Consider the following 12519-nt stretch of genomic DNA (forward strand, 5'->3'; position numbering starts at 1 on the left):
GGTGCGTTCTCATGCGTATCCCCCGATTGGCGCTCATGGCGGGCGCCATGGCGAGCGTGCTGTTCGCCGGCACTGCCCATGCGGCGACCGCCTCCGCCCCGGCGTACAAGCCGGTCCTGGTCAAGAACCCGATCTACAAGACGGGCGAGCTGGGCCTCGAGACCTGCGAGGAGCCGAAGGTCCTGACCGGGAGCGCGGACGAGGTCAGGAGCTATATGGACGTGATGCTCGACTGCCTCAACGCCGCCTGGGAACCGAAGATCAAGAAGGCCGGCTTCGCCTTCAGCAAGCCCTCGTTCCAGGTGGTCACCAAGGTCGGCGCGCCGACAGGATGCGGCAAGTACCCCGCGGTCGCGCTGGCTCTGTACTGCCCGGCCAACAAGAAGATCAGCCTCCTGGTCCAGCCGGCCCTCGTCGAGGAGCAGGCGGACATGCTCCTGCTGGTGACCGTCGCCCACGAGTACGGCCACCACATCCAGCAGCTCACGGGCATCCTCAAGGCCCAGACGAGCTACAACGGCAAGAACGAGGCCAAGGTGCTGGACGAGATGCGCCGTCTCGAGCTGCAGGCCGAGTGCCTGTCCGGGGCGTTCATCGGTGACGTGTGGCACTCACTGGGCCGCCGGCAGACCGAGTTCGACCTCCTCGTCAAGGGCGGCGGCAGCGGCGCCGGCCTGGGGCTCATCGGGGTGAAGGTGGAGGACTGGGGCGAGAAGACCCACGGCAAGCCCACCACTGTGGGGCGCTGGCTGAAGCGCGGCTTCGACACCGAGTCGGCGGGCGGCTGCAACACCTTCAAGGCGCCGAAGTCGCAGGTTATCTAGGACAAATCCCGGCATATTAATCTATGATCCGCGGTCGTGCGCACTCTTCTCGTAGCGGCAGCTACGTGCACGGCCGCGGGTCTTCTCTTATCGGGCCCCGCCTGGGCGACTGCGCCGGGCGCCCCCCAGACCGGCTTGTCGGACGTGATGGGCGGTGAGCAGCCCCGCCTGACGTGCGCGGTCCCCGGGATCCGGGCAGGGGTGGTCGCCTCGCTGAAGTCCTTCCACCGGGCGATGGCCCGGTGCGCCGACCGGTTCTGGGCCGGCCGGTTCGCCGCCGCCGGGCTGGCGTACAGCACGCCCCAGGTGACGATCACGACAGGGTCCGACTCCGTCTGCGGGAAGATCACCAGCAGCGGCGCGCACTACTGCCCGCAGCATCGCACGATCGTCATCCGCATCACGAAACAGGACCTGCGGGACCCGTTCAGGATGAACATGGCGCACTCCGTCGCCCACGAGTGGGGCCACCACGTGCAGCAGCTCACCGGCGTGCTGGACGCGCAGAGCGCGCTCTACTGGCCGGCGTCGGGCCGCGCGCGCGCCCTGCTCAGCCACCGTCTCGAGATGCAGGCCGAGTGCTTCGCCGGGGTCTTCTACAGCGCGACGCTTGAGTCGATCAAGCCCGGCATCGCGTGGGCGGAGTGGATCGAGGCCGTGCGGCAGGCGGAGGAGAGCGAGATCCACGGCAAGCCGAAGAACCTGGCGTTCTGGCAGGACCGCGGCTACCGCGGCGGGGCCACCGGCTTCTGCAACACGTGGACGGCCACCAAGACCAAGGTCACCTGACGGAGCCGGATCAGGCGTTGGCGCGGGCCAGGACTTCCAGGGGGTCGGCGAGGACGTGCGCGAAGGCCAGTTCGGCCGCGCCCACCAGCGTGGCCGCGTCGCCCAGCGCCGACGTGCGCAACCGCAGCCGTTCCCGCTGCGGCGCCATGGCGTGCAGGGTCAGCTGGGTACGCACCTGCGCCGCCGACCCGAGATAGACCTCACGCAACATCCCTCCGAAGATCACCATCTCCGGGTTGAAGATGTTCACCAGATTCGCCACGCCCAGCCCCAGCCAGTCGCCGACCCTGCTGAGCGCCTCCTGCGCGACGATGTCGCCGCGGTCGGCGGCCTCGACCACGGCCCGCACCGCGTCGCGTCCCTGCTGCCCGGCCCCGAACCGGCCGGCCGACTCGAGCAGGGCCCGCTCCCCCACTTCGGCTTCCAGGCAGCCGCGCGAGCCGCACCCGCACACCCGGCCCCCGGGGTTGACAACCATGTGGCCGATCTCGCCCCCGTAGCCGTCGTGGCCGCCGAGCAGATGCCCGCCCGCGATGATCCCGCCGCCGATCCCCACGTCGCCGTGCAGGTAGATGAGGTCGCGCACGGCGACGCCGACGCCGCGGCTGTGCTCGGCCAGCGCGGCCAGGTTGGCGTCGTTGCCCACGCTGACCGGCAGCCCCAGACCCAGCTTGCGGCCCAGCTCCTCGCCGAACGGCACCTCGTCGGCCTTGAGGTTGGGCCCGAACGTGACCACGCCGTCGGCCTTGCGCACCCCGCCCGACACGGCCGCCGCCGCGCCCACGCAGACCGTGTCGTCCCGGGTCTTGCGCCGCATCTGGCGGGCGAAACCGGCCAGCGCGCCAGTCAGCTCGTCCAGCTCGAACGCGCTCCGCCGGCGGGCGGTCTCCCGCTGGTCGAGGATGACCCCGCCGAGACCGACCCGGGCGACGGCGAGCCGGTCGGGACCCACGTCGAAGGCGAACACGTACACCCGCGCCGACTCCGGACGTACCACGAGCGAGGGCCGGCCCGCGCGGCCCGTCTCGCGGGGCAGCTCCTCGCGCACCAGCCCGGCGGCGGTGAGGTCGGAGGTCAGCGCCATGATCGTGCTGCGGTTGAGCCCCATCTTCGAGGTCAGCTCGGCACGCGAGGTCGGCCCGCCCAGGTGGACATGACGCAGCAGCGCGCCGAGGTTGTGGCGCCTGATGTCCTCTTGAGACGGGCCGGCACGCATGGTCTGGGATTCCTTCAGGGGCTGCGGGTCGCCGATCACCTTAACCCAGCAGCAGCCGCCCGCTTGCGCGCCAGCGCGTCCACGCCTGCGGCAAGGAGCAGGACGGACCCCGTGACGAGATACTTCACGCTCGCGCCGTATCCCATCAGGCCCATGCCGTTCTCGATCACCGCCACCACGGCGCCGCCGAGCACGGCGTCGAGCACCCGGCCCTTCCCGCCGAACAGGCTCGTCCCGCCGATGACCGCGGCGCCGACCGCGTACAGCAGGACGGAGCTGCCGCCCGTGTTCGGGTCGACCGAGCTGGCGCGGGAAGCGGCCACGATGCCGCCGATGGCGGCCATCGAGGAGCAGATCACGAACGCGCTGATCCTGAGCCGGTCGACCGGGATGCCCGCCCTGCGGGCGGCCTCGGTGTTCCCGCCGACCGCGTAGAGATGGCGGCCGAACGCGGTGCGCCGCAGGATCACGGTCCACACGACCAGCAGCACCAGGATGACGGGGACCACGATCGGCACGCCGGTCAGCGAGACCAGCAGGGGGTTGCGGCTGCGCTCCAGGTTGAGCACGAACACCGCGGCCCCGGCCAGCACCGCCAGCGCCCCGACACGGAAGGCGATGAGCGACATCGGGTCGGCCACCAGCCCGCGCTTGGCCCGCTTCCGCGCCCGCAGCAACTGCACGGCCGCGAAGCCCGCCACGCACACGGCGTACAGAGCCCAGCCGAGCCACGGCGGCAGGTTCTTGTTCGCGATCGCGACGATCACGGTGTCCCGGATGGAGATGTTCGTGCCCTCGTCGACCAGCACCAGGACCAGGCCCTGGAAGGCGAGGAACGCGGCCAGCGTCACGACGAACGACGGTATGCCGACCTTGGCCACCAGCGTGCCGAGCACGGTCCCGATGATCACACCGGTGAGGATGGCGGCCAGCGCGCACACGTACCAGGGCAGGCCCATGCTGGTGAGCGTGACGGCGAGCACCGCCGCGCACACGCCGCTGGCGAAGCCGGCCGACAGGTCGATCTCGCCGAGCAGCAGCACGAACACCAGGCCCATCGCGATGAGCGTGACGGCGGCGCCCTGGGTGAAGAGGTTGGCGAAGTTGCCCGCGGTGACGAAGGACGGGCGGGCGACGGCGAACACGGCGCAGAGCACGACCAGGCCGAGCACGGCGGGCAGCGCGCCCATGTCGCCGCCGCGCACACGCTGGATGTACGCGCGGAAGCTGTTCTTGATCGACGGGGCCTGCGTCGCGGTGACGATGGCCTCGCCGGGGAGTTCCTTGACCTTGATCATGGCGTGACCCCGTTCTTGAGGCCGAGATCGCCGCTGCGGCCCGCGGTGATCAGTTCGACGACCTGCGCGTGCGTCACGTCGGCGGTCTTGACCTGGGCGGCCATCCTGCCGAGGTAGAGCGCCGCGATCCGGTCGGAGACGGCGAACACGTCGTTCATGTTGTGGGAGATGAGGACGACGGCCAGGCCGGTGTCGGCCAGCCTGCGGACGAGTTCGAGCACCTGCGCGGTCTGGGCGACGCCCAGCGCCGCGGTCGGCTCGTCGAGGATGACGACCTTGCTGTTCCACAGCACGGCCTTGGCGATGGCGACGGTCTGCCGCTGCCCGCCGGACAGGCTGGAGACCTGCTGCCGGATGGACTTCACCGTACGCACGGACAGGCTGCTGAGCGTCTTCTCGGCCAGTTCCTCCATGCTGTCCTCGTCCAGCAGGAGCCCGCTCTTGCGCTCCCTGCCGAGGAACATGTTCTGGACGATGTCGAGGTTGTCGCACAGCGCCAGGTCCTGATAGACGATCTCGATCCCGAGCTCGCCCGCGTCGCGGGGAGTGTGGATCACGACCGGGCGGCCGTCGAAGAGGATTTCGCCCGAGTCGATCGGATAGATGCCGCCGATGCACTTGACCAGCGTCGACTTGCCCGCGCCGTTGTCGCCGACGAGCGCTGTGACCTCGCCGGGGTACGCCGAGAACTCGACGTCGTGCAGGACTTTCACCGGACCGAAGCTCTTGTCGATCCCGCGCACTTCAAGCAGGGGGGTCATGGGGCTCCCTCAAGGGGGCGCGACCGGCGGCCGCGCCCCCATGGACTCACTGGATTCCGGCCTCGGTGCACTTCGCGGCGAAGTCACCGGTGCACAGTTCCTCCTTGGTCACGTAACCGTCGGCCACCACGTCCTTGACGTTGTCGAAGTAGATGGCCTGCGGCTCCATGAGCTCGGAAGGAACGTCCTGACCGGTCTCCGGGTCCTTGACGCTCGAGGCGGCCGTGGGCTTCTCGCCCTTGGCCAGCGCCACCGCGAGCTTGGCCGCGGCGTCGGCCTCCTTCTTGACCGCCTTGTAGACGGTCATGCACTGGTCACCCGCGAGGATGTTCTGCAGGCCCTGGACGGTGGCGTCCTGGCCGGTGACCGGCACCTTGCCGTTGAGGTTGTTCTTCTTCAGCACGGTGATGGCGGCGTTGCCCAGGCCGTCGTTGGCGGCCAGCACACCGGCGATCTTCGGCTGCTCGGTCAGCATCTGCTCGAAGAGCGTCCCGGCCTGCGTGTTGTCCCAGTCGGGCACCGACTGCTCGGGGCCCTTGACGTAGTCGCCGGAGTCGAACTTCGGCTTGAGCACCCCGTCGTAGCCGCTCTTGAACAGGGTGGCGTTGTTGTCCGTCGGCGAACCGTTCAGGTACGCCACGATCGGCTTCTCGGCCTTCTTGTCGGTCAGGCACTTGACCAGGCCTTCGCCCTGGAGCGTGCCGACCTTGGTGTTGTCGAAGCTGACGTAGTAGGCGGCGCCGCCGCCCAGCGTCAGGCGGTCGTAGTCGATCGTCGGCACGCCCTGGGACTTGGCCTTCTCGATGACCGTCTTGCCGGTGCCGCTGTCCAGGTTCACGATCATCAGAACGGTGGCGCCGTTCGTGATCATCTGGTCGGCGATGGTCTGGAACGCCGTCTTGTCGTTCTGGGCGTTCTGGATGTCGTACTGGACGCCGGCGGCCTTGAACGCCTCTTCCAGATACTTGCGGTCAGCCGTCTCCCACCGGGCGGACGACTTGCTGTCCGGCAGGATGACGCCGATCTTGCCCGCCTTGGCCGCTGGTGCCGATGCGGTCGACGTCGACGTGGTCTGACCGCTATCGCCCCCGCAGGCGGTGAGACCGAGGGCGAGCGCGGCTGCCGCGGCGGTCAGGCTGAGGATCCCCTTGCGCATGGGTGCAGGGTCCTTTCTTCCGGAGGGGCCCGGATGAATGTTGTTTGCGGCAACGTATTCCGGGACGGCCTGCTTTGGAAGGGGGTTGAGCCCGGGAGTTTGTTGCATCCGGTAACAATCCAGAAACGCCACCTCAACCTCCCCGACGCCTGCCCGTTGTCGCGGAGAGCGGTAGATGGCCCTGGAGTGGTAGTTGGCCCGTCTGGGAGCCGTAGTTGGCTCGGGTGCCACACGGGGCGACCCACGCCGACCGCCTCGCCCGCCGGCGTGTGGGAGGACGGCGACCGGCCGGGGGCGCTGGTGCCCGCAGACGGCGCCGTCTCTGTGACGATGTGTGAGCTGGCCCTGGCGACGCCGCAGTGGCACGTTGGAGTGTCGCCGCAAGCTCCGGTACCGGTCAGGAAACTCACTGCCCAGGTCGACGCGATGGTCGCGGAGCTCAACGCGTTGCCCACGCGCGAAGTGCTGGAGGCCGAGCTGCGCCAGCGCGAGGCGGCCAAGGGACGTGTCCTGGGAGATGACCTCCACATCGGCGAAGTATGCACCGCCGTCGGCTACGGCACGAGCCTGTCCTTCGTCGTGCACTACGGGGACGAGCGCAAACCCGCCGTCGTGCTGGTGGACCGCAACTAGATGGCGGCTGGGGAGTGAGCTCGCGATTCTCCGGAGTCCCCAACCACAGGGCCACGCTCGCTTCGAGCAGCCGCCGATCTCCAGCGTCCGGAATCCCGGACCCAGAATGTCGCTGAAGTGCACCCAGGCGTCGTGCCCTGCGGGCAATTCGGGTGAGGCGATCGAGTCGGGTAGCCCCTCAGTCCTCGGGGTCGCGCAGGCCGACGCAGTCAAAGGCCCAGAAGGCCTCCGAGTAGACGAAGGTGCCCGTCATCCACGGCTCGTGAGCGGACAACCGGGCGACCTGGAACGCGGCTTCAGGGATACGCAGCGACGGCGAACGGAAGCCCACCGCACTGGCACCCTCGAAGCCGCGCGTGCCGTAGTAACGTGGCGAACCCTCCAGGAATACCAACGGCACACCCTGGCTGTCGGCCGCCTCGAGGGCGTACGCGATGAGCTGAGTACCGATCCCCTGACGCTGGAACTCCGGGACCACGCCCAGCGGTGACAGGGACAGGACGTCCACGATCCGGCGCGGAGCGTCCAACCGCGTCGCGCTCAGCAGGACATGCCCCACAACCCGGTCATCAACGGCAGCGACGAAGGACATCGGCGCCAACGCAGCCTCCGCAACGCGAAGTGCCTCCACGAGCCCGGGAACCCGCTCGCTGTCACCGAAGGCGCGCGTATGAACCTCGCGCACATCTCGATGATCGTCAGCGGTCTCTTGCCGGATCACCAGCCCGGCACCATCGGGAGCGATCCGGGAGCCTTCAGGCGCATCGTGTGACGTCATGCCGCGACGGTAGATCGCGGGGCGGCTCGTGCGCGAGGCAATTACGCACCAGGTCGTAAGCTCCTCCTGGGACAATCCAGGCATGGCAGATCCCGTGGAGATCGTCGACTACGACCCGGACTGGCCGATGCGGTTCGCCGCACTGGGCGAAGCGTTGCGTACGGCGCTCGTCGACGTCGCGGTGCGGATCGATCACATCGGCTCGACGTCGGTCCCCGGCCTGGCCGCCAAGCCCGTGATCGACGTCCAGATCGCGGTGCGCTCCTTCGAGCCGCTGGAGGATTTCCGGAACCCGCTGGAACGGCTCGGCATGGTGTACCGGGCGGGCAACCCCGAGCTGACCAAACGCTACTTCCGCGAGCCCCCCGGGCAGCGTCGGACCCATGTCCACGTACGCGAGCTCGGCAGTTTCTCCCAACAGCTTCCCCTGCTCTTCCGCGACTATCTGCGCGCTCACCCCGCCGCCGCGGCCGAGTTCGCCCACGCGAAACGGCGGTGCGCCGTACGCTTCCACGACGAGCGGGAGAAGTACGTCGCGGCCAAAGAGCCGTTCGTCTGGGACATCGTGCGACGGGCCGACGCGTGGGCCCAGGGCATCGGCTGGAGACCCGGCCCGAGCGACGCGTAAGGCGCCCTCAGGCCGACATGACCTGGGAGACCACGTTCTGCACAATCAGCGCCACCGCCGAGGCCGCGGCCACGACCAGCACGGCGGCGCGCACCTTGCCGCCGTCGAGGTAGCGCCGCAGCGGCCCCGACACCAGGAACCCCAGCACCATTGGCGCGATGAGGATCGCCCCCGTCGCCAGCGCCCGGGACGGCAACTCGTCCACCAGGGCCAGGATCACCAGCGACTGCGCGGCGCTCAGGAAGAAGAACATCGCCAGCGTCGCGCGGATCTGCGACCCCTTGGCGCTCTGGTAGACCAGGGCGAGCGGCGGGCCGCCGATGCCCGTGGCCGTGCCCGTGATGCCCGACACGAACCCCGCCGACGTGATAGTCACGCCGTTGCGCGGCACGCTCAGCGCCCGGGCCGTCAGCGCCACCGCAACGAGCACCATGACCGCTACGAAGATGCCGCGTGTGTAGACAGAAACGTAGACAACAATAAGCGCGCCCAGAACGCTCCCAGGGATCCTGCCCAGCACCGCAAACCCCAGCCCACGCCAGTCCACCCTGCGCCATTCGGCGGCCAGCGTGAACAGCGGCAACGTCATGTTCACGACCTGGATGGCGCCCGGCATCAGCTCGGGGTTGAGCAGGGTGAGCACTGGTGCCGCGACCAGGCCCAGGCCGAAGCCCACCGCTCCCTGGACGATCGCACCGACGAAAACCGCTAAACCGGCGAGGATCAGCACCGATGCCGCATCAATCATGCAGAAGAGTCAACCATCTTTACTCTACGTTGTGGCTTCTGCCCTCAGAGTGACTGCACCGGAGTAATGTTCTCCACGACCCGACGTAGCCTTGGGAGTATGAGCATGAAGTCTAAAGCTGCGACGACGATACGCGTCAGCGTCCACACCAGAGACCGTCTAGCGCGAATCGCCCGGCAGGAGAGCCGAACCATGACCGAGGTGCTCAACGAAGCCATCGGCGACTACGAGCAGAAGCTGTTCTGGCAGACCCTCAACGAGCAGATCGAGCGGACCCAGCGCGAAGACCCGGAGGGCTGGGCGGAATACATCGCCGAGCGCGAGGCCTTCCTGGGGCCACGGCCACGCTCCCGCCAGATCGCGCCGGAGTGGGAAGGACTGATCACATTCCCCGAGGAGAAGGATGAAACTAACTCAAGGTGAGATCTGGTTCACACGGTTCGATCGCGAGCCCATCGGTCGCGAGCAAGGCTTCGATCGCCCGGCCTTGATCCTCAGCAACGACCAGTTCAATCAATCGAGGCTGGAGCTCGTCTGGGCGGTGCCGCTGACCAGCCGTGAGCGCGGACATGTCTCTCATATTCGCATTGCCGGCAAGGGCACCGGGCTGGCCAAGACCAGCTGGGCGATGATCGAGCAGGTGCGCGCCATCTCACCGGACAGGCTCGACTTCTTCATCGGCAACGCGCCTGACGACGCCCTCGCAGAAGCGATCATCGCGCTCAACCGAATGCTATGAGGCTTGCCGCCCGGCGAAGCAGTAGTTCGCCGAGTGGCCCCCCATCGTGCCATACGCTGCTGATCGTTAAGCTGCCGATCGTGCACACCCCCTCGATCAATCGCGCCCTGGCCCTTGGCGTGATCCTGACGATCGCCTGCGTTCCTGCCCAGAGCGCCCAGGCGGCCCCGGCCGCTTTCCCCAAGAAGGCCGGCAAGCTGGCGATCGCGTCGTGTCCGGAGACGGCGATCAGTTCGGGAGGGGTTCCGCGGACGCGGGAGTATCTCCAGGCTGTCCTGAAATGTCTGGATAAGTCGTGGGGTGCGTACTTCGCTCGGACGCGGTGGACGTTCCGCAAGCCGGTCGTGCTCTACTTCGAGGAGCCTCAAAGCACCGTGTGCGGGATCCCGTGGCCCGAGCACGCGGCGGCCTTCTACTGCACCGAGCGCCGCACGTTGGTGTTTCCGCTCACCGGGCGGTGGATCGAGGACAGGACCGATCTCTATCCGTTCAAGGTGGCCGCTCACGAGTACGGGCATCATCTGCAGAGCCTCACCGGGATCCGGCGTGCGTACGAAGCGCGAGTGCGGGGCGAGCGGGCTCGCCAGGACGAGCTGAAGCGGCGCTACGAGTTGCAGGCCGACTGCCTGGCCGGTGTGTTCCTGGGCAGCGTGTGGGGATCGCTGGATCGCACAGGGCGCGACTGGGAGGCGCTCCTCGATGCCACCCGGGCCAGCGGGGACGACGGCGACGACTACCGCAGCCACGGCAGGGGGGCCACCCGCGTCCACTGGCTCAAGCGCGGGTATCAGGCCCTCTCCCCCGCTGCCTGCGACACCTGGTCGGCGGCCCCGTCGAAGGTCTCCTGATCCAACAGTGTCGGTGCTGGACACATGCGCGGCGCCGCTTTGGGAGCGCTTCCATATGCACGTCTCGAAAGCGTCACGGCTATTGACGGCACGGACACGCGGAATTTACGTTCGCGGTACTTATCCGGTTCAGCAGGTCGCACTGACCTGTATCGACTGAAGACTGATCGCTCACCGGTCTCATAGGCGGGAACGTGCTTGCGTTACGTGTGGGAGCGCTCCCAGCACACCGGCACCAGCAGGCGCGGGCCCCGTCCGAGCCCGGCCCATCGGGGGTGTCTAAGCACACGTGCGACCTTCGCGCCGAACGCGCGGAGGGAAGGAGAGAAGCGATGCGCAACCGGGCTCGGATCATGATTCCGCTCGTGGCAGCGGGCCTGCTCGCCACGGCCTGCACCGGCGGGTCCACGCCGGCCCCGCCGGCCGGTCAGACACAGGGAAGCCAGGGCGCGGTGGCCCCCGCCAACCCCGATCAGCTGCCGCGCAGCGAGACCCTCTACACCACGGGCACACAATGGGGTCCACCGGCCAACTTCAACCCGATCAGGGAATGGGACTCGGCCGTGGGCACCAAGGGCCTGGTGTACGAGACGTTGTTCCACTACGACACCACCGCGGCCAAGCTCACGCCGTGGCTGGCCGAGAGCGGCTCGTGGACCGACGACTCCACCTACCAGCTCAAGCTGCGCCCGGGCGTCAAGTGGACCGACGGTAACCCGCTGACCGCCAAAGACGTGGTGTTCTCCTTCGAGCTCGGCAAGATGGAAACGATCCCGTACCACAACCTGTGGACCTGGTTGAAGACCGTCGAGGCCGTTGACGACCAGACGGTGAAGTTCACCTTCTCCAAGGCCAACTACCAGCAGTGGGACTTCAACCTCTACAGCCGCTCCATCCTGCCCGAGCACATCTGGAAGGGCCGCTCGGAGAAGGAGGTCCTGGACGGCGTCAACGAGAACCCGGTCGGCACCGGCGCATACAAGTTCATGAGCAAGGACCAGGACCGCGTGGTGCTGCAGCGCCGCGACGACTGGTGGGGCAAGACCGCGCTGAACATGGAGCCCAAGCCCCGCTACATCGTGGACATCGCCACCCCGAGCAACGAGGTCGCGCTGGGTCTGCTGATGCAGAAGGGCCTGGACCTGTCCAACAACTTCCTGCCCGGCGTGGCGAACCTGGTCAAGGGCAACTTCGGCCTGACGACCTACTACAGCGAGCCGCCGTACCACCTGTCCGCCAATACGGCCTGGCTGGTGCCCAACAACACCAAGAAGCCGATGAACGACCCGGCCTTCCGCAAGGCGCTGGCCTCCTCCATCGACGTCAAGCAGATCGTCGAGGGCGTCTACGGCAACCTGGTCAAGGCCGCCAGCCCGACCGGCCTGCTGCCGCAGTGGGAGCAGTTCGTGGACCAGAACGTGGTCTCCTCGTCCGGGTTCGCGTTCGACGCCGCCAAGGCCAAGAAGCTGCTGTCGGACGCCGGATACAAGGACAGCGACGGCGACGGGTTCGTGGAGAACAAGGACGGCTCCAAGATGAACCTGACGCTCATCGTGCCGTCCGGCTGGACCGACTGGATGGAGTCGGCCCGGTCCATCGCGACCAGCGCCAAGAGCGCCGGCATCCAGATCACGCCGGACTTCCCCGACTTCAACGCGCTGGTCGAGAAGCGGCAGAAGGGCGACTTCGACCTGCTCATCAACAACGAGCGGCAGCTGTCGAACTCGCCGTACACGTACTACGAGTACATGTTCCAGCTGCCGATCCAGAAGCAGCAGAACACGGTCAACTTCGCCCGCTACGACAACGAGAAGGCCTGGGACCTGGTGCAGCAGCTCGACCAGGTCAGGACCGACGACATCGAGGGCATGAAGAAGATCATCTCGCAGCTCCAGCAGATCCACCTGGACGACATGCCGGTGATCCCGCTCTGGTACAACGGCCTGTGGGCGCAGTCCAGCACCTCCGTGTGGAAGAACTGGCCGTCCGGGGCGGGCAGCGCTCCCAAGACCGGTGCCGTCATGTGGCGCAACTGGCTCGAACTCGGCGGTTTCGAGAGCCTCACTCAGCTCCAGCCCTCCGGCTCCTGATCGACCCTCGA

Annotated in this window: 14 protein-coding genes; 8 read left to right on the plus strand and 6 right to left on the minus strand. The window is 67.8% G+C overall.

The annotated features are described in order from the left end of the window. The first annotated feature begins 11 nt into the window (after positions 1-11). Both EDD27_RS28515 and EDD27_RS28520 read left to right on the plus strand, forming a co-directional pair. On the plus strand, positions 12-824 hold the full coding sequence (locus EDD27_RS28515; protein ID WP_127935121.1) for a neutral zinc metallopeptidase: 813 nt from the start codon (positions 12-14) through the stop codon (positions 822-824). Positions 825-968: 144 nt separating this feature from the next. After that, positions 969-1613 (plus strand): neutral zinc metallopeptidase, encoded by a 645-nt coding sequence (locus EDD27_RS28520; RefSeq protein ID WP_241564856.1) that lies wholly within the window; start codon positions 969-971, stop codon positions 1611-1613. 10 nt (positions 1614-1623) lie between these two features. Here EDD27_RS28520 and EDD27_RS28525 read toward each other — a convergent pair whose 3' ends face one another. Genes EDD27_RS28525 through EDD27_RS28540 form a run of 4 tightly spaced genes read right to left on the minus strand, consistent with a single transcriptional unit; the run spans position 1624 to position 6044 of the window. Beyond that, on the minus strand, positions 1624-2829 hold the full coding sequence (locus EDD27_RS28525; protein ID WP_127935123.1) for an ROK family transcriptional regulator: 1206 nt from the start codon (positions 2827-2829) through the stop codon (positions 1624-1626). A gap of 35 nt (positions 2830-2864) precedes the next feature. Continuing rightward, positions 2865-4127, minus strand: a complete 1263-nt coding sequence (locus tag EDD27_RS28530) for a sugar ABC transporter permease (RefSeq protein WP_127935124.1) — start codon at positions 4125-4127, stop codon at positions 2865-2867. Further along, complete coding sequence (locus EDD27_RS28535; RefSeq protein WP_127935125.1) at positions 4124-4888, minus strand: ATP-binding cassette domain-containing protein; 765 nt, start codon at positions 4886-4888, stop codon at positions 4124-4126. Before EDD27_RS28535 ends, EDD27_RS28530 begins: the two co-directional genes overlap by 4 nt. A gap of 46 nt (positions 4889-4934) precedes the next feature. After that, positions 4935-6044 (minus strand): sugar ABC transporter substrate-binding protein, encoded by a 1110-nt coding sequence (locus tag EDD27_RS28540; protein WP_127935126.1) that lies wholly within the window; start codon positions 6042-6044, stop codon positions 4935-4937. A 267-nt stretch (positions 6045-6311) separates the two neighbouring features. Here EDD27_RS28540 and EDD27_RS28545 point away from each other — a divergent pair, with 267 nt between their 5' ends. After that, a complete protein-coding gene (locus EDD27_RS28545; RefSeq protein ID WP_127935127.1) occupies positions 6312-6677 on the plus strand; it encodes a hypothetical protein in 366 nt (121 codons plus the stop codon). Positions 6678-6855: 178 nt separating this feature from the next. Here the strand turns inward: EDD27_RS28545 and EDD27_RS28550 are convergent, their stop codons facing one another. Further along, positions 6856-7455 carry a GNAT family N-acetyltransferase gene (locus tag EDD27_RS28550; RefSeq protein WP_206641695.1) on the minus strand — a complete coding sequence of 200 codons (600 nt, stop codon included), beginning with the start codon at positions 7453-7455 and terminating at the stop codon, positions 6856-6858. 82 nt (positions 7456-7537) lie between these two features. Here EDD27_RS28550 and EDD27_RS28555 point away from each other — a divergent pair, with 82 nt between their 5' ends. After that, a complete protein-coding gene (locus tag EDD27_RS28555; protein WP_127935128.1) occupies positions 7538-8083 on the plus strand; it encodes a GrpB family protein in 546 nt (181 codons plus the stop codon). A 7-nt stretch (positions 8084-8090) separates the two neighbouring features. Here EDD27_RS28555 and EDD27_RS28560 read toward each other — a convergent pair whose 3' ends face one another. After that, the gene (locus EDD27_RS28560; protein ID WP_127935129.1) at positions 8091-8831 is read right to left on the minus strand and encodes a sulfite exporter TauE/SafE family protein; all 741 of its coding nucleotides are present in this window, start codon (positions 8829-8831) and stop codon (positions 8091-8093) included. A 192-nt stretch (positions 8832-9023) separates the two neighbouring features. Between EDD27_RS28560 and EDD27_RS28565 the strand changes: the two genes are divergently transcribed. The 4 genes from EDD27_RS28565 to EDD27_RS28580 all read left to right on the plus strand — a co-directional run bounded on the left by EDD27_RS28565 (position 9024) and on the right by EDD27_RS28580 (position 12508). After that, positions 9024-9254 carry a hypothetical protein gene (locus EDD27_RS28565; protein WP_127935130.1) on the plus strand — a complete coding sequence of 77 codons (231 nt, stop codon included), beginning with the start codon at positions 9024-9026 and terminating at the stop codon, positions 9252-9254. Continuing rightward, positions 9235-9570: a type II toxin-antitoxin system PemK/MazF family toxin gene (locus EDD27_RS28570; protein WP_127935131.1), complete on the plus strand. Its 336-nt coding sequence runs from the start codon at positions 9235-9237 to the stop codon at positions 9568-9570. Before EDD27_RS28565 ends, EDD27_RS28570 begins: the two co-directional genes overlap by 20 nt. 80 nt (positions 9571-9650) lie before the next feature. Continuing rightward, the gene (locus tag EDD27_RS28575) at positions 9651-10418 is read left to right on the plus strand and encodes a neutral zinc metallopeptidase (protein ID WP_241564301.1); all 768 of its coding nucleotides are present in this window, start codon (positions 9651-9653) and stop codon (positions 10416-10418) included. A 332-nt stretch (positions 10419-10750) separates the two neighbouring features. Further along, positions 10751-12508: an ABC transporter substrate-binding protein gene (locus EDD27_RS28580; RefSeq protein ID WP_127935133.1), complete on the plus strand. Its 1758-nt coding sequence runs from the start codon at positions 10751-10753 to the stop codon at positions 12506-12508. Positions 12509-12519: the final 11 nt, after the last annotated feature.

Source organism: Nonomuraea polychroma, from assembly GCF_004011505.1.
Taxonomy (GTDB): Bacteria; Actinomycetota; Actinomycetes; order Streptosporangiales; family Streptosporangiaceae; genus Nonomuraea; species Nonomuraea polychroma.

Bases quoted from the DNA above. Each gene is read 5' to 3' on its own strand.
- EDD27_RS28580 (WP_127935133.1), top strand. From the start codon at position 10,751: ATGCGCAACCGGGCTCGGATCATGATTCCGCTCGTGGCAGCGGGCCTG.
- EDD27_RS28535 (WP_127935125.1), bottom strand. From the start codon at position 4,888: ATGACCCCCCTGCTTGAAGTGCGCGGGATCGACAAGAGCTTCGGTCCG.
- EDD27_RS28550 (WP_206641695.1), bottom strand. From the start codon at position 7,455: ATGACGTCACACGATGCGCCTGAAGGCTCCCGGATCGCTCCCGATGGT.
- EDD27_RS28570 (WP_127935131.1), top strand. From the start codon at position 9,235: ATGAAACTAACTCAAGGTGAGATCTGGTTCACACGGTTCGATCGCGAG.
- EDD27_RS28540 (WP_127935126.1), bottom strand. From the start codon at position 6,044: ATGCGCAAGGGGATCCTCAGCCTGACCGCCGCGGCAGCCGCGCTCGCC.
- EDD27_RS28560 (WP_127935129.1), bottom strand. From the start codon at position 8,831: ATGATTGATGCGGCATCGGTGCTGATCCTCGCCGGTTTAGCGGTTTTC.
- EDD27_RS28515 (WP_127935121.1), top strand. From the start codon at position 12: ATGCGTATCCCCCGATTGGCGCTCATGGCGGGCGCCATGGCGAGCGTG.
- EDD27_RS28565 (WP_127935130.1), top strand. From the start codon at position 9,024: ATGACCGAGGTGCTCAACGAAGCCATCGGCGACTACGAGCAGAAGCTG.
- EDD27_RS28525 (WP_127935123.1), bottom strand. From the start codon at position 2,829: ATGCGTGCCGGCCCGTCTCAAGAGGACATCAGGCGCCACAACCTCGGC.
- EDD27_RS28530 (WP_127935124.1), bottom strand. From the start codon at position 4,127: ATGATCAAGGTCAAGGAACTCCCCGGCGAGGCCATCGTCACCGCGACG.
- EDD27_RS28555 (WP_127935128.1), top strand. From the start codon at position 7,538: ATGGCAGATCCCGTGGAGATCGTCGACTACGACCCGGACTGGCCGATG.